The sequence below is a fragment of the Humibacillus xanthopallidus genome, assembly GCF_006717145.1.
Classification (GTDB): Bacteria; Actinomycetota; Actinomycetes; order Actinomycetales; family Dermatophilaceae; genus Humibacillus; species Humibacillus xanthopallidus.
Window position 1 is genome coordinate 1,747,927 of sequence record NZ_VFQF01000001.1, and the last position, 25,149, is coordinate 1,773,075.

The 25,149-nt window shown below is 71.9% G+C and carries 22 protein-coding genes and 2 tRNA genes; 13 read left to right on the top strand and 11 right to left on the bottom strand.

Annotated features, from left to right (window positions below; genetic code table 11):
- Positions 1–37 precede the first annotated feature (37 nt).
- Positions 38–111 (bottom strand) — tRNA-Gly (locus FHX52_RS07750).
- A 116-nt stretch (positions 112–227) separates the two neighbouring features.
- Between FHX52_RS07750 and FHX52_RS07755 the strand changes: the two genes are divergently transcribed.
- A tRNA-Pro gene (locus FHX52_RS07755) sits at positions 228–301 on the top strand.
- 201 nt (positions 302–502) lie between these two features.
- On the opposite strand, the gene trmB is transcribed toward FHX52_RS07755, so the two are convergent.
- A complete protein-coding gene (gene trmB / locus FHX52_RS07760; RefSeq protein WP_246069668.1) occupies positions 503–1,279 on the bottom strand; it encodes a tRNA (guanosine(46)-N7)-methyltransferase TrmB in 777 nt (258 codons plus the stop codon).
- A 170-nt stretch (positions 1,280–1,449) separates the two neighbouring features.
- Between trmB and FHX52_RS07765 the strand changes: the two genes are divergently transcribed.
- Entirely contained in the window at positions 1,450–1,653 is a 204-nt protein-coding gene (locus FHX52_RS07765; RefSeq protein ID WP_141821365.1) for an antitoxin, read from the top strand.
- A gap of 93 nt (positions 1,654–1,746) precedes the next feature.
- Here FHX52_RS07765 and FHX52_RS07770 read toward each other — a convergent pair whose 3' ends face one another.
- From FHX52_RS07770 to FHX52_RS07780, 3 genes are all read right to left on the bottom strand, one after another.
- A complete protein-coding gene (locus FHX52_RS07770; RefSeq protein WP_141821367.1) occupies positions 1,747–2,862 on the bottom strand; it encodes a PP2C family protein-serine/threonine phosphatase in 1,116 nt (371 codons plus the stop codon).
- 50 nt (positions 2,863–2,912) lie between these two features.
- Positions 2,913–3,395 (bottom strand): ribose-5-phosphate isomerase, encoded by a 483-nt coding sequence (locus FHX52_RS07775; RefSeq protein WP_141821369.1) that lies wholly within the window; start codon positions 3,393–3,395, stop codon positions 2,913–2,915.
- A gap of 93 nt (positions 3,396–3,488) precedes the next feature.
- Positions 3,489–4,163, bottom strand: coding sequence for a mycothiol-dependent nitroreductase Rv2466c family protein (locus FHX52_RS07780; RefSeq protein ID WP_141821370.1), 675 nt, complete (start codon positions 4,161–4,163; stop codon positions 3,489–3,491).
- Between the two features lie 139 nt (positions 4,164–4,302).
- Here FHX52_RS07780 and pepN point away from each other — a divergent pair, with 139 nt between their 5' ends.
- From pepN to FHX52_RS07800, 4 genes are all read left to right on the top strand, one after another.
- Positions 4,303–6,885: an aminopeptidase N gene (gene pepN, locus FHX52_RS07785; RefSeq protein ID WP_141821371.1), complete on the top strand. Its 2,583-nt coding sequence runs from the start codon at positions 4,303–4,305 to the stop codon at positions 6,883–6,885.
- A 132-nt stretch (positions 6,886–7,017) separates the two neighbouring features.
- The gene (locus tag FHX52_RS07790) at positions 7,018–8,070 is read left to right on the top strand and encodes a mechanosensitive ion channel family protein (RefSeq protein WP_246069669.1); all 1,053 of its coding nucleotides are present in this window, start codon (positions 7,018–7,020) and stop codon (positions 8,068–8,070) included.
- A 31-nt stretch (positions 8,071–8,101) separates the two neighbouring features.
- Positions 8,102–8,488, top strand: coding sequence for a globin (locus tag FHX52_RS07795; RefSeq protein WP_141821372.1), 387 nt, complete (start codon positions 8,102–8,104; stop codon positions 8,486–8,488).
- Positions 8,489–8,625: 137 nt separating this feature from the next.
- Positions 8,626–9,231: a hypothetical protein gene (locus FHX52_RS07800; RefSeq protein WP_141821373.1), complete on the top strand. Its 606-nt coding sequence runs from the start codon at positions 8,626–8,628 to the stop codon at positions 9,229–9,231.
- Between the two features lie 60 nt (positions 9,232–9,291).
- Here FHX52_RS07800 and FHX52_RS07805 read toward each other — a convergent pair whose 3' ends face one another.
- The 3 genes from FHX52_RS07805 to FHX52_RS07815 form a co-directional block, all read right to left on the bottom strand.
- On the bottom strand, positions 9,292–9,699 hold the full coding sequence (locus tag FHX52_RS07805) for an NUDIX hydrolase (protein WP_141821374.1): 408 nt from the start codon (positions 9,697–9,699) through the stop codon (positions 9,292–9,294).
- 158 nt (positions 9,700–9,857) lie between these two features.
- Positions 9,858–11,090 carry an HNH endonuclease signature motif containing protein gene (locus FHX52_RS07810; RefSeq protein WP_141821375.1) on the bottom strand — a complete coding sequence of 411 codons (1,233 nt, stop codon included), beginning with the start codon at positions 11,088–11,090 and terminating at the stop codon, positions 9,858–9,860.
- A 274-nt stretch (positions 11,091–11,364) separates the two neighbouring features.
- The gene (locus FHX52_RS07815; RefSeq protein ID WP_141821376.1) at positions 11,365–12,222 is read right to left on the bottom strand and encodes an LLM class flavin-dependent oxidoreductase; all 858 of its coding nucleotides are present in this window, start codon (positions 12,220–12,222) and stop codon (positions 11,365–11,367) included.
- A gap of 115 nt (positions 12,223–12,337) precedes the next feature.
- On the opposite strand from FHX52_RS07815, the gene FHX52_RS07820 reads away from it, so the two are divergent.
- From FHX52_RS07820 to FHX52_RS07840, 5 genes are all read left to right on the top strand, one after another.
- On the top strand, positions 12,338–14,110 hold the full coding sequence (locus FHX52_RS07820) for a glycoside hydrolase family 13 protein (RefSeq protein WP_141821377.1): 1,773 nt from the start codon (positions 12,338–12,340) through the stop codon (positions 14,108–14,110).
- Positions 14,111–14,214: 104 nt separating this feature from the next.
- Positions 14,215–14,559 carry a hypothetical protein gene (locus FHX52_RS07825; protein WP_141821378.1) on the top strand — a complete coding sequence of 115 codons (345 nt, stop codon included), beginning with the start codon at positions 14,215–14,217 and terminating at the stop codon, positions 14,557–14,559.
- Positions 14,556–17,351 (top strand): CdiA C-terminal domain-containing protein, encoded by a 2,796-nt coding sequence (locus FHX52_RS07830; RefSeq protein WP_141821379.1) that lies wholly within the window; start codon positions 14,556–14,558, stop codon positions 17,349–17,351. Before FHX52_RS07825 ends, FHX52_RS07830 begins: the two co-directional genes overlap by 4 nt.
- A gap of 13 nt (positions 17,352–17,364) precedes the next feature.
- Positions 17,365–17,673: a hypothetical protein gene (locus FHX52_RS07835; RefSeq protein WP_141821380.1), complete on the top strand. Its 309-nt coding sequence runs from the start codon at positions 17,365–17,367 to the stop codon at positions 17,671–17,673.
- A 63-nt stretch (positions 17,674–17,736) separates the two neighbouring features.
- Positions 17,737–18,537, top strand: coding sequence for a glycerophosphodiester phosphodiesterase family protein (locus tag FHX52_RS07840; protein ID WP_141821381.1), 801 nt, complete (start codon positions 17,737–17,739; stop codon positions 18,535–18,537).
- Positions 18,538–18,638: 101 nt separating this feature from the next.
- Here FHX52_RS07840 and FHX52_RS07845 read toward each other — a convergent pair whose 3' ends face one another.
- Both FHX52_RS07845 and FHX52_RS07850 read right to left on the bottom strand, forming a co-directional pair.
- Entirely contained in the window at positions 18,639–19,280 is a 642-nt protein-coding gene (locus FHX52_RS07845) for a DUF8185 domain-containing protein (protein ID WP_141821382.1), read from the bottom strand.
- A gap of 15 nt (positions 19,281–19,295) precedes the next feature.
- Positions 19,296–19,781 carry an acyl-CoA thioesterase gene (locus tag FHX52_RS07850; RefSeq protein WP_141821383.1) on the bottom strand — a complete coding sequence of 162 codons (486 nt, stop codon included), beginning with the start codon at positions 19,779–19,781 and terminating at the stop codon, positions 19,296–19,298.
- Between the two features lie 107 nt (positions 19,782–19,888).
- On the opposite strand from FHX52_RS07850, the gene FHX52_RS07855 reads away from it, so the two are divergent.
- Positions 19,889–22,018, top strand: coding sequence for a RecQ family ATP-dependent DNA helicase (locus FHX52_RS07855; RefSeq protein WP_141821384.1), 2,130 nt, complete (start codon positions 19,889–19,891; stop codon positions 22,016–22,018).
- A gap of 55 nt (positions 22,019–22,073) precedes the next feature.
- Positions 22,074–23,048 (top strand): acyl-CoA thioesterase, encoded by a 975-nt coding sequence (locus tag FHX52_RS07860; protein ID WP_141821385.1) that lies wholly within the window; start codon positions 22,074–22,076, stop codon positions 23,046–23,048.
- Positions 23,049–23,327: 279 nt separating this feature from the next.
- Here FHX52_RS07860 and treZ read toward each other — a convergent pair whose 3' ends face one another.
- Complete coding sequence (gene treZ / locus FHX52_RS07865) at positions 23,328–25,145, bottom strand: malto-oligosyltrehalose trehalohydrolase (protein ID WP_141822105.1); 1,818 nt, start codon at positions 25,143–25,145, stop codon at positions 23,328–23,330.
- Positions 25,146–25,149: the final 4 nt, after the last annotated feature.

The following is a 25,149-nucleotide window of genomic DNA, read 5'->3' on the forward strand; positions in this document are numbered from 1 at the left end:
GAGCCGACAACCTTGGTAGCCAACGCATTTGATGCTGTGGAGCGGGCGACGAGAATCGAACTCGCGTGATCAGTTTGGAAGACTGAGGCTCTACCATTGAGCTACGCCCGCAGGCCGCCGATGTGACCCGGCGATCCGAGGCGCTAGCCTAACGGTTCGCGTCCCGGGAGCCGAAATCGAGTCGCCCGCGGGTGCGGTCGTGTCGCGAGCAGGATCAGGGGGCACGACGGGGCATGGCGCAGTTTGGTAGCGCGTCCGCTTTGGGAGCGGAAGGTCGCAGGTTCAAATCCTGTTGCCCCGACTTTGCGAGGAGGGCTCGTGACGCGACGGAGTCGCAGTCACGAGCCCTCCTCGCACGCGGGGCGCCAGGATGCCGGGAGGCCGAGCAGGCGCGGCGAGGAACGAGCGTCGAGACGCGACGGCGGCTCCTGTTGCCCCGCCGGATCCGCAAACTCACCGAGCAGTCGTCGACACCACGAGGTGTGCCCCGTCGAGTTGACGGTTACTCGGTGTGTTGCATGTCAGTCGTGGGGCCGGTGGGTCCGACGAGGTCGAGGCGCAGCTCGGTGATCTCGCGTCCGGCCGCCCTGCCCTTGGCCTCGAAGCCGTCCGAGGGCCGCCACGACGGCCGCTCCACTCGACGGGCCTCGAAGCGCGGGTGGCCAGCGACCTCGTCCAGCACGTGCCGGGCGTAGAAGTCCTGGTCGGTCGCGATGAGCACATGCCCCCCGGGGCGCAGCACGCGCGCGAGCAGGTCGAGGTTCGTCGGGCTGACGAACCGGCGCTTCGTGTGCTTCTTCTTGCGCCAGGGGTCCGGGAAGAAGAGGTGGATCGCCTCGAACGTGGCGTCGGCGACGCGCTGCTGGAGGAAGAGCACCGCATCACCTTCCTCGATGCGCAGGTTGGGCACACCCGCCTCCTCGGCATCGGCGAGCATCCGGGCCAGGCCGGGGGTGTGGACGTCCATGGCGATGAGGTCGTGCTCGGGGAAGGCGGCGGCATACGCGATGGCGGCGTGCCCGTGGCCGCAGCCGATCTCGAGCACGACGGGCGCGAGCCGACCGAAGGTCGCCCGTGCGTCGAAGCGGCCCGCTGGCAGGGCCCGTGACGGGGCGAGATGCTCCATCCGGTCGCGCGTCAGCGTCGACAGACGACCGCGACGCACGAAGCTGCGAACCCGGGCCGGCGAGACGCCCGGCGGGAGCTCGGGCACCGCCTGCTCGGTGCGCCGGCCGGATCCGGTGTCGTGGGTCGTCGGTTCGGTGGGGCGCTCGCTCACGCAGGCATCGTAGTGACAGCGCGGCCCTGACCCCCGGCCCTCCGAGCGCACCCTCCGAGCGCGCGCCTGCGCACCCTCCGGCGGCACCCCTGTACCGATCCTCCCGGTGTGGCTAGTTTGTGAGGTGCATGCGGGCCAGGTGTGGCCCTCGACGACGAAGGGATCAGGGTATGGGCGTCTTCGACAACATGAAGGACAAGGTCAGCGAGCTCGTCGACCAGCACGGCGACCAGGTGGGTGAAGGCGTCGACAAGGCCGGCGACCTGGTGGACGAGCGGACCGGCGGCCAGTACGCCGACAAGGTCGACCAGGGGCAGGAAGGCGTGAAGAACGCGCTCGACGGTCTCGACGGTCAGGACGACGACATCCGCTGACACCGTCCGCTACCGAGCAGACGAGGGCGACGGCCGGTTCGGTCGTCGCCCTCCGGCGTGCTCCCGTGCGATCCGGCTCGCGACCGGCCCGGGTCAGGCGCGCCAGATGGTGACGACCGCGCGGTCGTCACCCAGACCTGCGGCAGCCTGGTCGCAGAGACGCTGCGCCAGCCCCTCGAAGCCGGTGCGGATGAAGGACTCCGCCCGGCCGAGCATGCGGTCGATGCCGTCGGTGAGCGCCTTGTCGCGGGCCTCGATCACGCCGTCGCTGTAGAGCACGAGCGCGTCGCCCCTGCGGATGAGGCCGGACTCGCGCGGGAACTGCGCCCCCTCGATGACGCCGAGGAGGGGCCCGCGACCACCGGCGAGCATGCGCCACCGGCCGGAGCCGGCGGCGTACTGAGCGGCAGCCGGGTGGCCGGCATACCCGATGGTGAACTCGCCCGTCTCGAGGTCGATGGCGACGTGCACGGCCGTGGCGAAGCCCTCGGACCAGCGCAGGCGCAGCAGGTGGTTGTTGGCCGACTGGAGGAAGCCGCCCTCGCTCATCTCGCCGAGCAGCCCGCCGAGCGCACCCGAGAGCAGCAGCGACCGCGCGCCCGCCTCACGACCCTTGCCCGAGACGTCGACGAGGGCGACCTCGAGCACGCGCCCGTCGGTCGAGCGGCTGGCGACGACGAAGTCGCCGGCGAAGCCGTCGCCGTAGGCGGACTCGAGAGCCACCTCCGCGCCCCAGGGCGTGGGCAGCGTCGGCAGCTCACCCTGAGCTCGCAGGCGGTCACGCATGTCGACGAGCATCGACTCCCCACCGACCCCGACGACGCCGGCCTCTGCCCGAGCGTGCGAGAGCCACAGCATGAGCATCATCGTGAGGACGGTGACGAGCTCGGCGCCGAGCGTCGCCGTCTTCGCCTCCCCCACCACAACGCCGACCGTCGTCATCGCGAGGAAGAGGCCGACGAAGACGACGATGAGCAGACGCGGCTCGAGGAAGAGGCCCGCGGCGACGACGAGGAAGGTGTAGACCCCCCAGGGCACCTGGTGCGGCCAGACCGTGATCGCGAGGCTCGCGATCACACCGAGCAGCAGGAAGAACGTGACGATCAGCCACGGAGCACGCACGAGCCACTGGCCGAACAGCCGGAGCCGCCGAACAGGTCCTGCGGGGTAGCGGGCACGCCGAGAGACGATGCTCTCGTTGATGGCCACGTGCTCCCCCCTCCCCGTGCCGAGGGGGACCGGAACCGGGGCCGTCGGGCTCAGCTGACGCCCGACTCCGGAAGCGCCGGCAGGTCACCCGTGCTCTCGTACGCGGTCACCATACCCAGCCGACGGCTGTGCCGCGCCTCATCGGAGAATTCGGTCGACACGAAGGTGTCGACGATCTCCTTGGCGAGGTCGGTGGCGGTGAAGCGGGCCCCGATCGAGACCACCTGCGCGTTGTTGTGTTCCCTTGCGAGAGAAGCGAGCTCAGCAGACCATGCGAGAGCGGCGCGGATGCCCCGCACCTTGTTGGCCGCCATCTGCTCGCCGTTGCCGGAGCCGCCGAGGACGACGCCGAGCGACCCCTCCTCTGCCGCGACGGCCTCGGCCGCCCGCAGCACGTACACGGGGTAGTCGTCCTGCGCGTCGTAGTCGGCCGGACCGTGGTCGACGACGTCGTGCCCGCCGTCGGTGAGGTGGGCGACGAGGGCCCGCTGGAGCTCGTATGCCGCGTGGTCGCCGCCGATGTGGATGCGCATGTCCGTCCTTGGGTGGATGGGTGGGTGGTGGGTGCGTCGAGCGTGAGGAGAGGAGACCGGAAGGCCGCGGAGCGCGTGTCCTGCCAGGGTTGCTCAGTCGAAGATCGGGCCGCGCGAGCGGGTGCGCTTCAGCTCGAAGAAGCCGGGGGTAGCGGCGACGAGGACGCAGCCGTCCCAGAGCTTCGCGGCCGCCTCACCGGTCGGAGCCGGCGTGACGACGGGCCCGAAGAAGGCAACGCCGTTGACGGCGATGACCGGTGTGCCGACGTCGGTGCCGACGAGGTCGATCGCGCGCTGGTGGCTCGCGCGCAGCGCCTCGTCGTTGGCGTCGGTCTTGGCGAGCTCGGCGAGCTCGGCGGGCAGCCCGACGTCCTCGAGCGCCTCGCGGATGACGACGGCGACGTCCTGCTCGCCGCCGGGGTGGAAGCGCATGCCCATCGCGTCGTAGAGCGGCTTGACGACCGCGTCACCGTGCTGCGCCGCCGCGCCCATGACGACGCGCACGGGGCCCCAGGCGCGCTGCATCATCGCCTGGTAGGCGGGCGGGAGGCTCTCGGCGTGCTCGTTGAGGACGGCGAGGCTCATGACGGACCACGTCACCTCGATGTCGCGGTGCTGCTCGACCTCCATGAGCCAGCGCGACGTCATCCATGCCCACGGGCACATCGGGTCGAACCACATCTCGACGGTCTCCTTGCCCGACCCTGTGGGGCTGGGAGCGGCTGCCGTCTCGTCGACGGGCGAGGTGGTCTGGTTCGCGTCGGCCATGGGGCCCATCATGGCACCGCCGCCTGCGGAGGAAAGCGGTGGTGGCCCCCTCCCCCGATCGTGCGAGGATGTCCGGCGACGTCGCCGTCGGACCGACGCGTCGTCGTGCCCACGCAACCCTGCCCAGGAGGTCACCCCCGTGCCCGGCAAGAACCTGACCCGCGACGAGGCCGCCGCTCGCGCGAGCATCCTGACCGTCGACAGCTATGCCGTCAGGCTCGACCTCACGACGGGTCCCGAGCACTTCCGCACCGTCACGACGGTGCGCTTCAGCTGCTCCGAGCCGGGGGCCGACACCTTCGTCGACCTCATCGCGGCCTCGGTCGAGAGCGTGACCCTCAACGGCGCGGCGCTCGACCCGGCCGAGGTCTTCGCCGACTCGCGCATCGCCCTGCCGGGCCTGGCCGCCGACAACGAGCTCGTCGTCGACGCCACCGGCAGCTACACCAACACCGGTGAGGGCCTGCACCGCTTCGTCGACCCGGTCGACAACGAGGTCTACCTCTACACACAGTTCGAGGTGCCGGACTCGCGCCGGATGTATGCCGTCTTCGAGCAGCCCGACCTCAAGGCGAGCTTCGCCTTCACGGTGACGGCTCCCGCGCACTGGAAGGTCGTGTCCAACTCCCCCACGCCGACCCCCGAGGCGGCGGGCGTGACGGACGGGGTCGAGGTGGCGACGTGGTCCTTCGCGCCGACGAAGCGGATCTCCTCCTACATCACGGCCCTCATCGCCGGGCCCTACGACGAGGTCCGTGACGAGGTGCAGGCCCGCGAGGGTGTCGTGCCGCTCGGCATCTTCTGCCGCAAGTCCCTCACCGAGCACCTCGACGCCGACAACATCTTCGACTGCACGAAGAAGGGTTTCGCGTTCTTCGAGAAGGAGTTCGACCAGCCGTACCCCTTCGAGAAGTACGACCAGATCTTCACGCCCGAGTACAACATGGGCGCGATGGAGAACGCCGGAGCCGTCACCTTCACCGAGGTCTACGTCTTCCGCAGCAAGGTCTCCGAGGCCAAGGTCGAGCGTCGTGCGCTGACGATCCTGCACGAGCTGGCGCACATGTGGTTCGGCAACCTCGTGACGATGAAGTGGTGGGACGACCTCTGGCTCAACGAGTCGTTCGCCGAGTGGGCCTCGACGACGTGCCAGGCCGAGGCCACCGAGTGGACGAGTGCCTGGACGACCTTCGGCACGTCGGAGAAGGCCTGGGCCTACGACCAGGACCAGCTCTCCTCGACCCACCCGATCGCCGCCGACATGCGCCACCTCGAGGACGTCGAGGTGAACTTCGACGGCATCACCTACGCCAAGGGCGCCTCGGTGCTCAAGCAGCTCGTCGCCTACGTCGGCCGTGAGCCGTTCGTCGCCGCGCTGCGCCAGTACTTCGCCACGCACAAGTGGGGCAACACAACCCTTGCCGACCTACTCGACGAGCTCGAGAAGGCGTCGGGCCGCGAGCTCACCGAGTGGAGCAAGCTGTGGCTCGAGACGGCCGGCGTGAACACGCTGCGCCCCGTCTTCGAGGTCGACTCGGACGGGCGCTACACGACCTTCGCGATCGAGCAGACCGCTGCCGACTCGCACCCGACGCTGCGTCCGCACCGCCTCGGCATCGGGCGGTATGCCGTCCGGCCGGGTGGGTCGCCCGACGCGGGCGACGTGCTCGAGCGCGTCGGCTACGACGAGGTGGACATCGACGGGGCACGCACCGAGATCGAGGCGCTCGTCGGCCAGGCCCAGCCTGACCTGCTGCTCGTCAACGACGAAGACCTCGCCTACGCGAAGATCCGCCTCGACGAGCGCTCGCTCGCGACGGCCCTGTCGCTGCCGCGCGGCTTCACCGACTCGCTGCCGCGCTCGCTCGTGCTCGGCGCGACGTGGGACATGACCCGCGATGCCGAGATGTCGGCCCGCGACTTCGTGCGCTTCGTGCTCGAGACGCTGCCGGGTGAGAGCGACTCGACGCTGCTGCGCGTGCTCGTCAACCAGCTCTCGACGGCGACCCGGCTCTACACGGCGCCCGAGCACCGCGGCGAGACCTCGGCCCTGCTCAGCTCCTCGCTCAAGGCCCTGGCCACGACGGCGCAGCCCGGCAGCGACGCCCAGTTCCAGCTCGTCGAGGCGTGGGCCAACACGACCCGCGACCTCGCCGACGAGACGCAGCTGCGGGCGCTGATCTCCGGCGAGTCGGCCTTCGAGGGGCTCTCCGTCGACACCGAGCTGCGCTGGACGTTCGTCAAGGCGCTCGCCGCCCTCGGCGTCGCGGACGAGGCCGAGCTGCAGGCCGAGCTCGACCGCGACCCGACGTCGACCGGCCGGGAGCGCCACGCCGAGGCCCTTGCCGCCCGCCCGACCGCCGAGGCCAAGGCCGACGCCTGGGCCAAGGCCGTGGAGCAGAACGTCCTGCCCAACCAGATGGTCGAGGCGGTGAGCGCGGGCTTCCGGCGCAGCACCGACCTGTCGCTGCTCGAGCCCTACATCGAGAAGTACCACGCCATGCTCGTCGAGGCGTGGGACGGGCGCAGCGTCGCGATGGGTGAGCGCGTCGTCGGCGGATTCTATCCGTTCGCGCTCGCGAGCGAGCAGCTCAAGGCGGCCTCCGACGCCTGGCTGGCCGGGCACACCGACGCTGCAGCGGGCCTCGTGCGCACCGTCGCCGAGAACCGCGACACCGTCGCCCGCGCCCTGCTCGCCCAGGCTCGCGACCGCCGGGGCTGACCCGACCTGTCCGGTGGCCGGGCCGCTTCACGCGGCCCGGCCACACGGCATACCGTCGTGGCACGCCGACGGACCCCGAGGCCACCGCCGGACGCACGAACGACCCACCCGTCCCCTGCCGACTGAGACGCTGTGATCCTCCACCTCACGACCGCCCAGACCGCCCTCGTGCACCTCGCTGCCCCCGCGGCGACCACGCCCCCACCCACGCCAGCACCCACGCCCTGGGGGCAGGACCCCGTGCAGACCGTGTCCGCGACGATGACGAGCCTGACGACCGTCACCTGGGACGAGTTCACCTCGTGGCTCGTCGGCACGCCGCTGCTCATCCTCGTGACGCTCGTCGTCGGCTTCGTCGCTCGCATCCTCCTGCACCGGGTCATCGACCGGGTCGTGGCGACGGCCACGTCACGGCGGGCCGAGCGCCTCGCGGCGATCCCCGGTGCGGGTCTGGCGCTGCAGGCCGTCGGGGTGGCCCAGACCCGCCACGTCCAGCGCACGCAGACCATGGGGGCGCTGCTCAAGAGCATCTCGACGTTCGTCGTCGGTGGCATCACGGCCCTGACGGTGCTCTCGCTCGTCGGCATCCCGCTCGGCCCGATGCTCGCCTCGGCGAGTGTCGGCGGCGTGGCGCTCGCCTTCGGCGCGCAGAGCCTCGTCAAGGACTTCCTGTCGGGCATCTTCATGATCATCGAGGACCAGTACGGCGTCGGCGACGTCATCGACACCGGTGAGGTCATCGGCACTGTCGAGAACGTCTCGCTGCGCGTCACCCAGCTGCGCGACGGCAACGGCATGACGTGGTACGTCCGCAACGGCGAGATCATCCGCATCGGCAACCGGACCCAGGGCTGGTCGACGGCGCTCGTCGACGTCGCGATCGCCTACGACGAGGACGTCGAGAAGGCCACGGCGGTCATCCGTGAGGTCGTGGAGGCCATGCCCGAGGACGACGCGTGGAAGGCCATCCTGCTCGAGAAGCCCAACGTCGTCGGCGTCGAGTCGATCTCCGCGGGCGCGATCACGATCCGCATCGTCGCCAAGACTGTGGCCAACGAGCAGATCGGGGTGCAGCGCGAGATGCGCGAGCGGATCAAGCGGGCCTTCGACGCGGCCGGCGTCCGCAGCCCCCAGCCCGTCATGCCGCCCTACGGCGGCGCGGCGCCGCAGGGCACCGCCCCGTGAGCGCCGCAGCGGCTCTGGGAGACTGGTCGACGTGACCTACTACGACGACTTCGGCGGCCACGAGACCTTCGCCAAGCTCGTCCGCGAGTTCTACCGCGGCGTCGCGCAGGACGAGCCGCTGCGGGCGCTCTATCCCGAGGACGATCTCGCGCCCGCCGAGGAGCGGCTGCGGATGTTCCTCGAGCAGTACTGGGGCGGACCGACCACCTACTCCGAGCAGCGTGGCCACCCCCGACTGCGCATGCGCCACATGCCGTATGCCGTGACGCCCGACATGCGCGACCGCTGGCTCCTGCACATGATGAACGCCGTCGACTCGCTCGAGCTCGACGCCGAGCAGGACGACCGGCTGCGCGACTACCTCACGCGGGCCGCATACTCCCTCGTCAACAGCGGCGGGCCTGCCGAGGACTTCTGAGCACGCGGGGACTTTTTCGACGCAACTCACAGCAAGTCACAGGTCCATCGAGGCGCGACGCAGGGCGCCCGGGTGTTCTCTGGGAGGAACACCACGGCGTCGGGCGGCCAGCCCGGCGTCTCGACGAAGGGACTGAGATGGCCTCCATCAGCAAGAAGGCCGCGGGCCTCGCCGCCGCGGGAGCGGCCGTGGCCGCGATCGGCCTCGGCGCCTCGCAGATGGCCCGTGCCGACGACGCCACCCCGACGCCCAACCCCTCGGCGACCTCCAACCCCGGGAACGCCGACCCCGGGCAGGGGAACGGACCTGGCTCTGGACCGGGCTTCGGACCGGGTGGTCGGCACGGCGGCATGGGGCTGGGCAAGGGCATGGGCATGGGTGCCGAGCTGTCCACTCTCGCAACGAAGCTCGGCGTCGACGAGACAAAGCTCAAGGACGCCCTCAAGGCAGTGCGTGACGAGCTCCGCGCAGCTCACACACCGGGCCAGGGCACGGCCAAGCCGGACCCGGCGACGATGCAGGACGAGCTGGCGACGAAGCTCGCGAGCAAGCTGGGCCTCGACGCGGCGAAGGTGAAGGCTGCCTTCACCGACCTGCGGGCCACCGCAGACGCCGCGCGCCAGAAGGCGTTTGACGACAAGCTCGCCAAGGCGGTCACGGACGGCACGCTCACCCAGGCCGAGGCCGACGCCGTGAAGAAGGCGGCCAAGGCGGGCGTCATCGGCATGGGCGGACCGCGCTAGAGCCGCTCATCCTGCGGCGACGGGCGCTCGCGAAGGGGCGTCACCCCGGGGTGGCGCCCCTCAGCCTGCCGCGAGGTGAGACCTCAGCGAGGGGACGACGTGGTTGCGCAGGAGGGGCGCGAGGTCGTCCGGCAGGTCGTCGTCGAGGCCGAGCCAGCGCTGCTCGGCGATCTCGGCGAGTGGGGCCGGAGCGTCGTCGTCGCGCAGGTGCGTGACGTAGACGGTCGCGTCGACCCAGGCGTCGGGCTCGTTGGCCGCGACGTCATGGAAGCGGCCGAGCGCCTCACCGAGGCCGGAGACGTCGACACCGACCTCCTCCATCACCTCGCGCACGGCCGCCTCACGGGGGCTCTCGCCGGGGTCGATCTTTCCGCCGGGCAGCATGAAGCGGGTGGACCCGGACTTGCGGACGGTCAGCAGCCGGCCGTCGCGGACGAGGCAGAAGGCCGCCGTGACAAAGGTGGTCATGCCCCGACGCTAGCGCTGGCCGTCGTCCAGCGGCGGAGCCGACCAACAGAGCCAGTCCCGGCGTGAGCCGGTCGAGACGGCAGCTGAACCGACCACCGCGCCGAGTCGAGGCATGCCTGTGGCCCCGCCGGTGGGGGCGGGGTCTCGGGGCGGGGCAGCTAGCGGTGCCAGGTGACGGCGGTGGTGGTGACGGTCGCGGTCATGCCGCGCTCGTGGACGACGGTGTGGTGGCGCCCGCACAGCAGGGCCCCGTTGGCGAGGTCGGTGCGGCCGCCGTCGGCCCAGTGCGTCACGTGGTGCGCGTCGCACCACTGCGGGGGCACGGTGCAGCCCGGGAAGGTGCAGCCACCGTCACGGCGGGTCAGCGCCCGCCGCTGCGCCGGGGTGAAGTACCGCTCGGTGTAGCCCTGGTCCAGGACCTGCGAGCGGCCGCCGAGGACCATCGGGATGATCGCTGCCTCGCACGCGAGGCGGCGCACCGTCGCCGGTGACAGGACCGCGTCGTTGTCGCACACCCCGGCCCCGCGCAGGCGCTCCATCAGCGCCTCCATCGTCATCGTCACGACCAGCTGGGTGCGCGGAGTGCGGGTCACGCCCTCCGGCGCCGCGACACCCCGGCCCACGATCTCCAGCAGCGCGTCGGCGCGGCGGGTCTCCGGCCGGCGCGGGTCGGCCGTGGTGTCCCCGCCCCAGTCGAGGTCAGGGCGGGGCCGGGCCAGCGGGTCGATCGCGGCCTCGATGACCGCGGCCGCCTCCGGGTCCAGCCGCAGCAGGTAGTCGATGAACCCGGCCGTCTCACCGATCTTCTTGAACGCCCGACCGGCCCGCATCGCCCGGTCCTCGTCGGCCAGGTCTGCCGGCGGCCGCATCGAGGCGCGGCCGTGCGCGGCCACCCGGGCCATCTCCCGCGCCGAGAGCACGTCACTGACCTCGACCATCGCGTCCACGACCGCCTGCAGGTGCTCCGGATCCGCGATCCGGGCCAGGTCGGCGTGGAACCGCACGATCATCGCCGCCTGCGCGACCGAGGTCGCACCCGAGGTCACCTTCGCCGCGAGCGCGGCCCACCGCGGCTCGGTCATCGCCGCCGCGACCTTCGCCACCCCCGGCGCCTCCCGCGGGTCCAGCGTCGGAGCCTGCGTGCGCAACCAGTCCGCCGCCGACAACCCCTCCGCCGCCGCCAGCCCCCGCGAGTGCGCCTCACGCGCCGAGACCGCCGTGATCACCTGCGCCGCGTCACGCACCCGCTGCGCCAGCCCGACCGCCTCACCCACCTGACCCTGCGACAACCCCCACGTCGGACACTGCTCCGCGGCCAGCCGCAACGCCTCGTCAGCGAACCGGAGCACGCCGACCAGGCCCCTGTCCTCCACGAGCTCGCTGACCTCCATGACTTCACCCTAGACTCGACCACTGACAACGCATGACACCGTCACATGCCACAGCCTCTGCGAGCGTCGATCTGATCTCCACGGGCAGGGCGCCGACACGGCGGCGCACGTCATGGCGCACGTCATGGCGCACGACAGGGAGCACGGCAGCCGGGGACGACGACAGCGCGCATCGACCGACCGAGTGGGCAGAACGGCATACGGCAGCTGGAAGAAGGAAGCAGCACCTGGGCGCCTGCGGCGCCGCTCAGCACCTGTGCGACGGCGGCACCGCTCAGCGACTGGTCGGTGGGCCCGCCTCGACCCGGCGACGCACCTCGGCCAGGCCCTCGGGCCCCTGCGGCACGTCCCACCAGCTCTCGACCCACCACGTGGCGCCGGCCTGCTCCCAGGCCGCCGGCTCGGCGGGCTCCAGCGAGGTGAACGACCCCCACGAGTCGGCCTCGATGACGACGTCGTAGCCCTCCCACGGCAACCCGAGCCCGGCCCGGATGCCCCGCACGCCCTCGACGACGGAAGCGAAGTCCTCGAGCTTCTTCGGAACGCCCTCGTCCGGCGCGTGGATGGCGGGCACGACCCCCTGCCAACGCGCTGCGCGCTCGAGCGAGCGCTGCCGACCACCGCCCGGCGTGGGCGCAGCCACGACCCAGACCGGCGGGTGTGGGCGCTGTGGGGTGGGCGGGGGCAGCATGAAGTCGTTGGCGGCGGCGCTGTAGTGCTCTCCGGTGAAGGAGAAGGTCGCGGCGTCCTCGAGCAGGCCCGCCCAGATCGCGAGGCCCTCGTCGAGCTTCTTCGCGCGCACACCGCGCCCCTCGTCGGGCTCGTAGGCCGTCCAACCCGGATGGAGCGCGCCCAGCCCCACCGTCATCACGGCGCGCCCTGCGCTGATGCGGTCGACCGACCCCACCCGCGAGGCGAGGTCCCAGGGCCGGTGCCGCGAGGCGGGGGTGAGGAGCGTGCCGAGCCGGATGTGCTCGGTCACCATCGCGGCGGCTCCGAGCTGCACCCACGCGTCGACGCCGTAGAGCGCCTCCCAGCCGAAGACCGCATCCCACCCCCGCTCCTCGCCCAGGCGCGCGAGGCCTGCGAACTCGCGCTCGGTGGCATACGGGACGACGAAGCCGGCTCTCATCCGACCGTTCTACCAACGCCCACCGACAGTCGTCGGCCCCAGCCGAGCCCGCCCTCCTGCAATTTCTTGCAAACCTGTTTTGAATCTTGCCGTCGATGCGGAACGATGGTGGATCGTGACCCGAGCAGCAACCTCCACCCTGACCCCTGACCGGCCCGACGACGCGACCGCCGAGGCGATCCGCGAGGCCTCGACCCCGGTGCACCACGCCGACCGGCCCGATGCGGCCTGGTGGCGGCACGCGGTGATCTACCAGATCTACCCGCGCTCGTGGGCCGACAGCAACGGCGACGGCATCGGCGACCTCCCGGGCATCACCTCGCACCTGCACCACCTGCGCGACCTCGGCGTCGACGCCCTGTGGCTCTCGCCCTTCTACACCTCACCGCAGGCGGACGCCGGCTACGACGTCGCGGACTACCGCAGCGTCGACCCGATCTTCGGCACCCTCACCGACGCGGACGCCATGATCGAGCGCGCTCACGAGCTCGGGCTCAAGGTCATCGTCGACATGGTTCCCAACCACTCCTCCGACGAGCACGTCTGGTTCCAGGCGGCGCTCGCGGCCGGGCCGCGTTCGGCAGAGCGGGAGCGCTACATGTTCCGCGAGGGTCGCGGCGAGCGCGGCGAGCTGCCCCCGAACAACTGGGAGTCGGTCTTCGGCGGCGCGGCGTGGACCCGCGTCACGGATGCGGACGGCGAGCCGGGCCAGTGGTACCTGCACCTCTTCGACCCCAAGCAGCCCGACTTCAACTGGGAGCACCCCGAGGTGCGCGCCGAGTTCGAGGCCATCCTGCGCTTCTGGCTCGACCGCGGCGTCGACGGCTTCCGCGTCGACGTGGCCCACGGCCTCATCAAGGCGCAGGGCCTGCCCGACACGCGCGAGGAGCGAACGGTGATGCTCGGCAACACCGACTTCGCCGACGACCACCACCGGGTCAACACCCCGTACTGGGACCAGGACGGCGTGCACGAGATCTACCGGTCATGGCGCGCGATCCTCGACTCGTACGGCGCGCCCGACCGCATCCTCTGCGCCGAGGCGTGGGTCGAGCCGCAGGAGCGTGCCGTGCGCTACGTGCGCTCGGACGAGATGCACCAGGCCTTCAACTTCGACTTCCTCGGTGCGCCGTGGGAGTCCGAGGCGCTGCACTCGGTCATCCGCTCGTCGCTCGAGGCCGCTGACTCCGTGGGCGCCCCTTCGACCTGGGTGCTGTCCAACCACGACGTCGTGCGGCACGCCTCGCGTCTCGGCTTCCCCGTCGGCACCCACCGGATGAACGGCATCTCCGCCACCGACCCCCAGCCCGACCGGGCCCTGGGCCTGCAGCGCGCCCGCGCCGCGACGGCGCTCATGCTCTCGCTGCCCGGTGGCGCGTACATCTACCAGGGCGAGGAGCTCGGGCTGCCCGACTCGACCGACATGCCGGCCGAGTTCCGTCAGGACCCGACCTTCGCCCGCACGGAGGGCAAGGAGACCGGGCGTGACGGGTGCCGCGTGCCGATGCCCTGGGTGGGCGACGCGCCGAGCCTCGGCTTCGGCCCGTCCGACGCCTCGTGGCTCCCCCAGCCGGCCGCCTACGCCGACTACGCCGTCGACCGCCAGGAAGGCGTCCCGGGCTCGACCCTCGAGCTCTACCGCTCCCTCCTGCACCAGCGCCGCATGCTCGGTCTCGGCACGGGGTCGCTGACCTTCGTCGAGGGGTATGCCGCCGACGTCCTCGCGCTCGCCAACGGGGGTGACGGCCGCGAGCGCGTGCTCGTCGTCACCAACTTCGGTGAGTCGCCTGTGGAGCTGCCCGAGGGTGCCGAGGTCGTCGTGGCCTCCGGCGCGCTCGACGACGGTCGCGTGCCGCGCGACACGACCGTCTGGGCCGTCTGGCACTGACGAAAACCTCTCCACCAGAGGGCATCCCGCGGCGCGGGGTGCCCTCTGGTCGTTCCTGTGGACAAGTCGCCGAGCGGCTCGGGGATCTTTCCTAGGGTCGCTCCATGGCGCGCTACGAGATGGACCGCGACGGGGTCGCCTCGGTGAGAGCCGCGGTCAGCGGCGATCCCGCCCTCCTGCGCGAGGCAGCCCAGGTGGTTGCCGCGGCGTCGGCGACGGCCCGGTGCGGCGTGGGCTCGGGCCAGCCGCAGCTGGCCGCCGAGCTCGACCGCTTCCGGCTCGTGCACGCCCGGCTCCTCGACGCCATGGCCGATGCGGTCGCGGCGCTCTGCGGGGGGATTGACCTCGCGGTGCGAGGCGACCGCGAGACCGAGCTCACGGCGGCCGCAGCTCTCGGGTCGCTCGCTGGTGCGCACGGTCGTGCCGCAGTGGTGAGGGCGCGAGCGTGAGTCGCGCCCACTCCCCCGGCGCCGGCGGGTCGGTCTCGGGGGCCGGCGCCCTGCCCGCACCCCCCGGCGACGCCGCCGTCCTGCGAAGTGCGGCCGTGAGGCTGCGGCGCGCGGAGCAGACGGCCCGTGCCACCGTCAGCCTGCGCGGCCGGCTGGTCACCGTCCTGCCTCAGGTCTGGTCCGGGCCAGCGGCCGACGCGGCCGTGGCCGAGTCGGCGGAGCTGGTGCAGCGGTGCACCTCGGCAGTGGGCAGGCTGACGGAGGCGGCTGTCGCCCTCGAGCGCTGCGCCGGTGCGCTCGAGCAGAGCCAGCATGCGGTGCGCGCCCTCCAGCACGAGTGGGACCGTGCGACCGAGGCGCACGAGCACACGGTCGCAGCCGTCCGCCTTCGCGTGGGGGCAGACCTCGACGCCGGCCGGTTGCTCGCGCGACTCCACGAGGAGCGGCAGGCAGTCACGGCACGCCTGTCGCGTCGGCACGCCGAGCTGGTCGAGGAGCTGGACCGGGCTGCTCTCCGGGCGACGGCTGCCCTCGCCTCCCTCAATGACGAGGGGCTGCCACGGAGCCTCGACCCGCATCCGACGTCGTTGCGCGACAGGCTGGTTCACGGCCTGCCCATCGCCAGTGGAGCTGCGCGCGCGTCCGACGTCAGGGCGTCCGCCATGGCCGGGGCAGCAGAGGCGAGGCGACTGCTCGGTCGGGGCGCCGGATCCGTGACGCCGCCCGAGGTGGGCGACCTCGTGCACACCCTCCAGGAGCACCGCGGCGACCCCCTCTATGCACAGGCCCTCGTCGAGGAGGTCGGCGTCGACGGCGTCAACCGGCTCGTGGTGCTGCTCGGTGACGCCTCCGCCACCACCGGTGTCGACCTGACCCGGCAGGCGGTCGGTGAACTGGGCTTTGTGCTGCTCACGGCCGTTGCGCCCACGGGATCGGGGGGTCGTGATGCCCGCACCGCTCGACAGGTGGAGTCCGCCGCGGCCCTGCTGCGCGACGACCTCGTTGCGTCGATGGGCAAGGTCGTCGGCAACGACGCCACACGGAGCCGCGTCACCGGCTACTGGGCCGTCGGGCAGCTCGTCGTCGGCGCGCGCCTGTCCGGGTGGTCGGTGCCCCTCCCGACGGCCCTCCTCGCTCGTCTCGCAGCAGGGACCGCCTCCGCCGAGATCGGCGAGACGCGCGACGACGACGCCGAGCGCGTGCACGGCAGCAGCGCCGACACCGGAGGCCACCGTTTCGCATCGCTGTTCGATGACGCCGACGTGACCGGCGATGCGCTGCACACCCTCCTCGCCGAGGTCGGAGACGACCGGGAAGAAGTCGCCGAGCTGCTCTCCACTCCCGTGGACGGCCACGGGCTGACGAACTCGCGCGGTGGTCAGCTCGTCCTGGCCGAGGCCCTGGCCCGTCGGTGGGTCACCTACCAGGCGAGCACGTCGGCGACCCACCCCGATCTCTCCCTCGCGACGAGCGCCGACCTCACCCGGCTCATGGCGGCGGCCGGCGGCGCCAGCGAGACGGCGGCCGCCCTGCGGGCCCGGGTCATGAGCGAGATCGGTCGCATCAACTCCTTTGCGCAGCAGGAGCATTCGACGACCGCCGTCTACGAGAGCAGCACCGCAGCGCTTGAGTCGGCCGCCGTCGACTGGGTCATCGCCATGCCGGATGCCATCGACCTCGCGCTGCGGCGGACCGATGTCATCGCGGTCGACTCCTGGACCGTGAAGGTCAGCGAGGGCTACCAGCCCCTCCTGCGGCTCGACGAGCTGAGCGGGCTCGTCGGCGCCTTCGCCGTCGGCGTCGACACGACCCGGGCCGGCAAGGCGCCCGCTGCCGGCTACCGGAGGCTCATCGACGCAGAGCTCGGGCGGGGCGCACTCCTCGCCCGGGCTGCGCGAGAGTCCGGCGTCGGCGGCCTGGCGCTCGGACCGTCCCTCGACCTGCCGCTCGACCGGTTGGCCGCCCGGGTCGGCTACTTCGAGCAGTCGGCCTCGGCTGCTCTCGTCACGGTGGCACGACGACAGGATGCCGCCAACCTCTCCATGTGGCGCACCCTGGCCGAGGCCAAGGCGCTCGCCGTCGCCTGGCGCGAAGGGCCGAAGGCGTTGGGCTCGGCGCTCGTCACCCTCGTGTCGGGAGACACCAACCGCACCGCCGAGGACGACCTCGCGATCTCGCTCATCCGCTCCGACATCGAGCTCGAGCAGACAAGGGTCGACGAGCAGCGCACGGCCACACTCACATCGGCGCTCGAGGCCCTGCGGTCAGGGGCCGGCGGCGGCCCGGTTCCGACCGCCACGCTCCTGGCCGCCGGCGCCCGACGAGCACCCGCGCTGGCCACGAGCGACCAGCTCATCGGTGTGCGGCGTCAAGAGCACCTCGACGCCCTCGCCCTCGTGCTGGACGACCGGATCTCGCCGCGGCACGAAGTGCTCGCCTCCAAGGCCCCGGCGCCGGAGGCGCACGAGCTCTACACGGCCGAGAGACTGCGCCGCGCCGGCTTCACGGTCGACTTCCTTCCTCGCGCCGACGACGCGAAGTCACCGGACGCCCTCATCGGTGGTGAGACCTGGGAGTTCAAGGCTCCCTTCGGCAGTGGCTCCGGCACCATCACCCAGGCGGTGAGGTACGCCCGCGAGCAGTCACCGCGAGTCGTCATCGACCTCGCCCGATGTCCCCTCGCCGTGGAGGAGGCGGTGCGGCAGGTCGACGCGGCACTGCGTCGCTACGATCGCCTCGACGTCGTGCTCGTCATCACCCGCGACGGCGAGATCCTGGAGAGAAGACCCTGAGATGTCCGGATGGATGATCAACATCGATCTGCCCCTCGAGATCGTGCAGCAGATCCTCGAGGCCCTTCCGGAGGGTCAGGTCAAGGGCTTCGCCGAGGGCTTCAGCGTGACGTTCGCGGATGGTGTGGTCGCCTACGGCTCCGACGCCGAGCCCGATGCCGGCACCGACATCGTCGTCAAGGGACCAGCCGCCACGAGGCAGTGGCAGCTCTATCGTCACCTGGAGAGTGAGAGTCCCAACGACGTCGTGCTCTGGATGATGAACGATGGAGCCGTCTTCGTGGCGGGCCGGGGCACGACTGCCGCCGAGCTGGGGCTCTGACCCTCGGGCGCCTCTGAACGGCCTGACACCGGGTCCGGAGCCGGCACGGATAGCCTCGGGTGCATGGCGAGCTCTCGGCCCTACCTGGCGCGCACCCCTGTGGCCCTGGCTCACCGTGGCGGCGCCCTCTATGCGCCCAACGTGGGGCTCGAGAACACCCTGACGGCGTTCGGCCGCGCCGTCGCGCTCGGCTACACGCACCTCGAGACCGACGTCCACCTGACGAGGGACGGGCGCCTCATTGCCTTCCACGACACGCGGCTCGACCGCGTGAGCGACCTCGCCGGCCGCATCCGTGACCTGTCCTGGGACGAGGTCCGCCGAGCCCGTCTCGGGCCGGGGCCCGAGCACGACCGGGTGCCGCTCCTCGCCGAGGTCGTCGGGGCCTTCCCCGACACCTGCCTCAACATCGATCTCAAGGCGCCCGCCACCGCCGGTCCGTTGTGGGAGCTCATCCAGGAGCACGGTCTGCAGGACCGGGTCTGCGTCGGCTCCTTCCATCAGCGGCACCTGTCGGAGTTCCGCCGGCTCTCGCGCGGTCGCGTCGTCACCGCAGCGGGTGTCCCGGGCACCGCGCTGCTGCGCTTCTCGCCCCGCTGGCTGACGGCGATGCTCCACACCCCGGCCGAGGTGCTCCAGGTGCCGCCGTCGGTGCCGGTGCGCGGGCGCCGGCTCGAGCTCACCACCGAGCGCTTCATCGAGTCGGCCCACCGGCACGGCAAGCAGGTGCACGTGTGGACGATCGACGACGCGTCCGAGATGCGCCGTCTGCTCGACCTCGGCGTCGACGGCCTCGTCAGCGACCGCATCGACGTGCTCAAGGAGGTCCTCCTCGAGCGCGGTCAGTGGACGGGCGCTCCCTGACGCCGCAGCCGCGTGCGGTGGCCCGGGTGAGCTCCCCGGCCGGTGCACGTGGACCCGGCCGGACGGCATAGGGGATCGGCGCCCGTGATCGCAGCCCGCCGTCAGCGCACGAGGACGTGGCCGCGCGAGGTGCTGAGCCTCGTCCACCGCCCGTGGGCGGCGACGGCGGCCTGCTCACCGGGCGCGGTGAAGCCGAGCACGTGCGCGCCGAAGGCGAGCCCGGCCGCGATCGGCGGCACCGTGTCGCTCATCGAGGACCACACGCGCCGGCGAAGCGCAGCGACTGCCTGACCGCCCGCGCCGTCGGGCGTTCCCTCAGCGACTTGCGAGATGCCTTGTCGCGCAATGGAGTCGACGTCCTCGCACATGAGGGCGCCCACGGGCTCCCACCCTTCGCGCGGCGCGGCCAGCGCGGCCCATGCCACGCGCACCTCGGCAGGCGGCACACTCAGAGTGCTCGTGGTGACATCGGCGCGGGCGAGCCGGTCCGACACCGCCGCGAGCGCCACCGTCGCGTCGACGGTGCCCTCCGGGTCGACGGTGGCGACGCGCACGACGCGCAGCCCGAGGACCGTTCCCTCGCCGAGGAGTCCGGTCCCCTCGAGCACGGCGACCGTCGTCACGAGGAGCGGCCCCATGAGCTGGAGGCGGACCGCTCCGTCTGGGTTGGCCTGCTTGGCCCGGCCGACGAAGGTGGCGAGGTCTGCGAGCGCTCGGGGGCTGCCGAGGTCGATCTCGGTCACGGCGGGCGCCACTGGTCACCGCCGCCTGCGGCGGAAGGGAGCCGCGCCGCCGACGTGCTCGAGGACGGAGGCGCGCTCGTCGGGTCGCATGCGACGGGGCATCGCGGTGCGGAAGTCGTAGAGGGCGAGCTCGGTCTCCGCGACGGCGTAGATCGTGCCCTCGGGGCCGTCTCCCACGCCGTCGGGGTCGGTGACGATGTAGGCGATGTCGAAGCCCGCGCCACCGACGCGCGAGACCCAGAGCTGGATCTCCACGGGCTCGTGCCGGAAGCCGAGCGGTCGGCGGTACTCGATCTCGTGCCGCGACACGAGCACGCCCTCCTCGAGCAGCGAGCGGTCGGTCGCTCCCCCGGCCTCGAACCAGTCGCGGAAGGCGATGACACGCGCATCCTCGAGCAGACGCAGGAACTGCACGTTGTTGATGTGCGCATAGGCATCCATGTCGGACCAGCGCAGTGCCACCTGCGCGGCGTACGGCGTGTGGTCGGCCGGGTCAGTCATGGGCCCATCCTTCCAGCCTGTCCACACCCCCGCCGACCGAGGCGCGGGTGTGGACAGGCGGGGGTATGCCGTCCGGTGTCGTCGGGGGCGCCACGTAGGTTGGGTGCATGTCGAGCTCCCCCACCGCCCCCGCCATGGTCGACCTGCGCGAGCGCGCCACCGCGGCGCTGCGGCGCCTCGTCGGCCGCGACGACGTCGACTTCCGTGACGGGCAGCTCGAGGCCATCTCAGAGCTCGTCGAGGGTCGACGCCGCGTGCTCGTCGTCCAACGCACGGGGTGGGGCAAGTCGGCGGTCTACTTCGTCGCCATCGCGCTGCGTCGGGCCGAGGGCGCCGGTCCGACGGTCATCGTCAGCCCGCTGCTCGCCCTCATGCGCGACCAGATCGCCGCGGCCGAGCGCGCTGGCATCCGTGCCGTGACGCTCAACTCGACCAATGCCGACGAGTGGGGTGCCGTCTCCGGGGCGCTGGCCCGAGGCGAGGTCGACGTGCTGCTCGTCAGCCCCGAGCGGCTCAACAACCCGCGGTTCCGCGACGAGCAGCTGCCGGCGCTCGCCGAGTCGTGCGGCCTGCTCGTCGTCGACGAGGCCCACTGCATCAGTGACTGGGGGCACGACTTCCGGCCCGACTACCGACGCATCCGCGACCTGCTGACGACCCTGCCCGAGCGCACGCCCGTGCTCGCGACGACGGCGACCGCGAACGCCCGGGTCGTCACCGACGTCGTCGAGCAGCTCGGTGCCGGAGGCCGCGACGTGCTGACGCTGCGCGGGCCGCTCGCACGCGCCTCCCTGCGTCTCGGTGTGCTGCCCCTCGCTGCGCCCGAGCAGCGGCTCGCCTGGCTCATCGCCCACCTCGCCGACCTGCCGGGCTCGGGCATCGTCTACGCCCTCACGGTGGCGGCGGCCGAGGACGTCGCCGTGGCGCTGCGTGAGGCCGGCCATGCCGTCGCGGCCTACACGGGGCGCACCGAGACCTCCGAGCGGGTGCGGCTCGAGACGGCCCTGCGCGACAACGAGGTCAAGGCGCTCGTCGCCACGTCGGCGCTCGGCATGGGCTTCGACAAGCCCGACCTCGGCTTCGTGCTCCACCTCGGCGCGCCGAGCTCGCCGGTGGCCTACTACCAGCAGGTGGGCCGAGCCGGCCGGGCCACCGAGCGCGCCGATGTGCTCCTCATGCCGGGACCGGAGGACAAGGACATCTGGCGCTACTTCGCCTCGGCGTCCATGCCGCGGCAGGACCAGGCCGATGCCGTGCTGCGGGCACTCGCCGAGGCGGGGCGGCCGCTGTCGACCGTCGCCCTCGAGTCGATCGTCGACGTGCGCCGCACCCGTCTCGAGCTGCTCCTCAAGGTGCTCGACGTCGACGGGGCCGTGCAGCGGGTGCCGGGCGGCTGGAGGGCGACCGGTGCATCGTGGACCTACGACGCCGAGCGCTACGACCGGGTGAGCGAGGCTCGCGAGCGCGAGCAGCAGCTCATGGTCGACTACGAGCGCACCGGGGAGTGCCGCATGGCGTTCCTGCAGGAGTGCCTCGACGACGACACCGCAGAGCCGTGCGGTCGCTGCGACCGCTGCGTCACCCCGTGGTTCGACACGACCATCCCCGAGGCTGCGGTCAACACGGCGAGATCACGCCTCGAGCGGCCGGGTGTCGTGCTCGACACCCGCGCCCAGTGGCCCACGGGCATGGACCGGCTCGGCGTGCCGCTCAAGGGCAAGATCGCGCCCGCCATCGCCATGGACGAGGGTCGCGCGGTGGCACGCCTGTCCGACCTCGGCTGGGGCCAGCGGCTGCGCGAACTGCTCCGGGGGCCCGACCGCGTGGTGCCGGCCGAGGTGGTGCGGGCCTGCGTCGACGTGCTCGCCGGCTGGGGGTGGCAGGAGCGTCCGGTGGCCATCGTGTCGATCCCCTCCCGGCGGCGTCCCGAGCTCGTCGGCTCCCTGGCTGCCGGACTCGGTGAGCTCGGGCGCCTGCCCTACCTCGGGGCCCTCGACCTCGTCGAGGGCGGTCCCGTGGGTGAGCCCGGCGGCAACAGCGCCTTCCGGCTGGCGAATGTCTGGGGTCGCCTCGCGGTGGGTCCCGACCTCGCCGAGCGGCTGCGCGGCATACCGGGGCCGGTCCTGCTCGTCGACGACGTCGCCGACTCCCGGTGGACCCTCACCGTGTGTGCGGGCCTGCTGCGCGAGGCAGGTGCGCCGGGAGTCCTCCCGCTCGTCCTCGCCCAGGAGGCCTGAGCGGGATCGGGCAGGGAGTCTTCGGCGGGGGCAGCGGCCTCGGTAAGGTCACCTCGTGACCGACGACTCCCCCGCACTGTCGCCCATCGACGACCTGCTCGACGTGCTCGACCTCAAGGACGTCGGCACCGCGCAGATCTCCGTGACCGACGTCGCTGGCCGCGACGCGGCGGAGTCCATCGGTGCGTCGTCGGCACGGGTCTTCGAGGGCCGCAGCCAGAAGATGCCGCACGGCCGGGTCTTCGGCGGTCAGGTTCTCGCGCAATGCGTCATGGCCGCAGGCCTGACGGTGCGGGGCGCCGGCGGAGTCGGAGACCTCGGCGCCGATGACACCGCACGGCCCATCCACTCCCTGCACGGCTACTTCATGCGCCCTGGCGACGACACCTTGCCGATCCGCTTCGCCGTGGAGGAGATGCGTGACGGCAACTCCTTCTCGACCCGACGGGTGCACGCCGTGCAGAAGGGCGCCCCCATCATGTCGATGGTGTGCTCGTTCCAGGTGCGCGCCGGAGGCCTGAACCACCAGGACCCGGCGCCACAGGTGCCCTCGCCGGAGGACGTTCGCTCGCTCGCCGAGGCCTTCCGCGGGGTCGATCACCCCGGCGCTCGGCACATCGCCGAGGCCCGCCCGATCGAGCTCCGGCCGGTCGAAGGCAACCTCTTCGTGGATGCGGGACCCGAGCAGGTCGCGAGCAACCACGTGTGGATGCGCGCCGTCGACCGCCTGCCCGACGACCCGCTGCTGCACGCGGCCGTGCTCGCCTATGCCAGCGACTACTCGCTCCTCGAGCCAGTGCTGCGCCGCCACGGCCTCGTCTGGACGGACCGCCGCCTGCGGGTGGCCAGCCTCGACCACTCCATGTGGTTCCACCGCGACGCCCGCGCCGACGACTGGCTCCTCTACGCGCAGGAGTCGCCCTCTGCCATCAGCGGCCGGGGCCTCGCCATCGGCCACATGTTCTCCCGTGAGGGCGTCCTCGTCGCGACGACGGCCCAGGAGGGCATGGTCCGGGTCAAGCAGTCCTGACGACGACCCTCGACGGTCGCGAGCCCAGACAGAACACCTCACCCCCAAGACAATCGAAAGAGCAGTTCGTCGCCGCCGAGCGCGCCCGTGGGGTCGCGGACAAAGGGCGACGAACTGCTCTTTCGATTGGCGAGGGCGACGGGCACGAACATCCCGACGAAGCGCTCTTTCGATTGGCGAGGGCGACGGGCACAAACATCCCGACGAAGCGCTCTTTCGATTGACGAGGGCGACGGGCACGAACAGCCCGACGAACTGCTCTTTCGATTGGTGGAGCGGTCAGAAGGTGCGGAGGACTGCCACGTCGTGGCCGTCGAGGCGCACCCCGTCGCCGCGCACGATCGGTGCGCGGCCCCACGAGGCGAGCACGTGCGAGACCTCTCCGGAGAACGGCACGACCTGCGAGCGCCCCGCGAGGTTGACAACCACGTGCACCTTGCCGCGGGACATGATGAGCCAGCGGGCGTCCTCGTCGAACTCCACGGACGTCTCGCGCAGGTCGCCCGACGCGATGTCGGGCTCGGTGCGCCGCACCTTCGTGAGGGCCACGTAGAAGTGCAGCATCTCGGTGTGGCTCGGCGCCATCGGCTGGGTCCAGTCGAGCACGCTCGCGTCGCGGGTGGCGCGGGCCTGCGGGTCGGGCACGTCGGCGGCGGCCCAGCCGTGCGGGGCGAACTCGGCCCGGCGACCCCGGCGCACCGCGTCGGCCAGATCCTCGTCGCCGAAGGACGTGAAGTAGGCGAAGGGGGTGCTGGCCCGCCACTCCTCCCCCATGAAGATCATCGCCGTGAAGGGCGACAGGAGGTAGAGCGCGGCGCCGATCGCCTGCTGCCCCGGCGAGATCGAGTCGCTGATGCGGTCTCCGGTCGCCCGGTTGCCCACCTGGTCGTGGGTCTGCAGATAGGCGAGGAACTGGTGACCCGACTGCGCCTCGGGGTCGACCTTGACACCCCACACCCGCCCCCGGAAGGTCGAGACGCGACCGTCGTGGAGGAAGGCGTCGGTCAGCGTCTTCGCGAGCACCGAGAGCGACCCGCCCTCCGGCCACGCCTCGGTGCCACCGGCGAAGTCGGCGTAGTAGCCGGCGGTCTCACCGGTGAGGGCGACGTGGAGCGCGTGGTGGATGTCGTCGTCCCACTGCGCCGTCATTCCACGACCGCCCGCGGCGGTGGGCGTCACCATCATCGGGTCGTTGAGGTCTGACTCGGCCACGAGATCGAGTGGACGCCCCAGCTCGGCTGCGAGAGAGGCGATCTCGTCGGAGAGCTCGGCCAGTAGGTGCGGCTGCGAGTCGTCGCGCAGCTCGTGCACCGCGTCGAGCCGGAGCGCGTCGACGTGGAAGTCGCGCATCCACCTCACGGCGTTGTCGATGATCCAGCGGCGCACCTCGTGGCTGCCGTTGCCGTCGAGGTTGACCGCAGACCCCCACGGTGTGTGGTGGGCGTCGGTGAAGTAGGGCCCGAACTCCCCGAGGTAGTTGCCGGTCGGCCCGAGGTGGTTGTAGACGACGTCAAGCCCGACGCCCAGCCCACGCTCGTGGCACGCGTCGACGAACCGCTGGAAGGCAGCGGGTCCGCCGTAGGCCTGGTGGACGGCATACAGGTGCACGCCGTCGTAGCCCCAGCCCCACGGGCCGTCGAACGCGGCGATCGGCATGATGGAGACGAGGTCGACGCCGAGCCCCACGAGGTGGTCGAGGTGGGCGATCGCCGCGTCGAAGGTGCCCTCGGGCGTGAAGGTGCCCACGTGCAGCTCGTAGACGACGCCGCCACAGACTCCGCGGCCGTCTCGGGTGCCGCGCCAGGCGGCGTCACCCCAGGGGTATGCCGCCGGGTCGAACGTGCGGCTCGGGCCGTGGACGCCACGTGGTTGCCACGGGCTGCGGGGGTCGGGCCGTGGGTCGCCGCCGTCGATGCTGAAGGCGTAGTCGATCGTCCGGGCCTCGAGCTGGTCGCCGGGGTTCCAGGACCACCAGCCGCCGGCCTCGCGCGTCATCGGCGACAGCGTGAGCTCACCCGTCACCGCACCACCCGACTCGTCCGGCGCCGACCACACCACGGCAACCTGTTGCGCCTCCGGCGCCCACACCCCGATCACTGAG

Excerpts from the sequence above, each read along its gene's own strand:
- FHX52_RS07800 (WP_141821373.1), top strand. The coding sequence starts at position 8,626 with ATGGCCTCCATCAGCAAGAAGGCCGCGGGCCTCGCCGCCGCGGGAGCG.
- FHX52_RS07815 (WP_141821376.1), bottom strand. The coding sequence starts at position 12,222 with ATGAGAGCCGGCTTCGTCGTCCCGTATGCCACCGAGCGCGAGTTCGCA.
- FHX52_RS07835 (WP_141821380.1), top strand. The coding sequence starts at position 17,365 with ATGATCAACATCGATCTGCCCCTCGAGATCGTGCAGCAGATCCTCGAG.
- FHX52_RS07850 (WP_141821383.1), bottom strand. The coding sequence starts at position 19,781 with ATGACTGACCCGGCCGACCACACGCCGTACGCCGCGCAGGTGGCACTG.
- FHX52_RS07810 (WP_141821375.1), bottom strand. The coding sequence starts at position 11,090 with ATGGAGGTCAGCGAGCTCGTGGAGGACAGGGGCCTGGTCGGCGTGCTC.
- FHX52_RS07825 (WP_141821378.1), top strand. The coding sequence starts at position 14,215 with ATGGCGCGCTACGAGATGGACCGCGACGGGGTCGCCTCGGTGAGAGCC.
- FHX52_RS07765 (WP_141821365.1), top strand. The coding sequence starts at position 1,450 with ATGGGCGTCTTCGACAACATGAAGGACAAGGTCAGCGAGCTCGTCGAC.
- FHX52_RS07775 (WP_141821369.1), bottom strand. The coding sequence starts at position 3,395 with ATGCGCATCCACATCGGCGGCGACCACGCGGCATACGAGCTCCAGCGG.
- FHX52_RS07855 (WP_141821384.1), top strand. The coding sequence starts at position 19,889 with ATGTCGAGCTCCCCCACCGCCCCCGCCATGGTCGACCTGCGCGAGCGC.
- FHX52_RS07840 (WP_141821381.1), top strand. The coding sequence starts at position 17,737 with ATGGCGAGCTCTCGGCCCTACCTGGCGCGCACCCCTGTGGCCCTGGCT.
- FHX52_RS07780 (WP_141821370.1), bottom strand. The coding sequence starts at position 4,163 with ATGGCCGACGCGAACCAGACCACCTCGCCCGTCGACGAGACGGCAGCC.
- FHX52_RS07805 (WP_141821374.1), bottom strand. The coding sequence starts at position 9,699 with ATGACCACCTTTGTCACGGCGGCCTTCTGCCTCGTCCGCGACGGCCGG.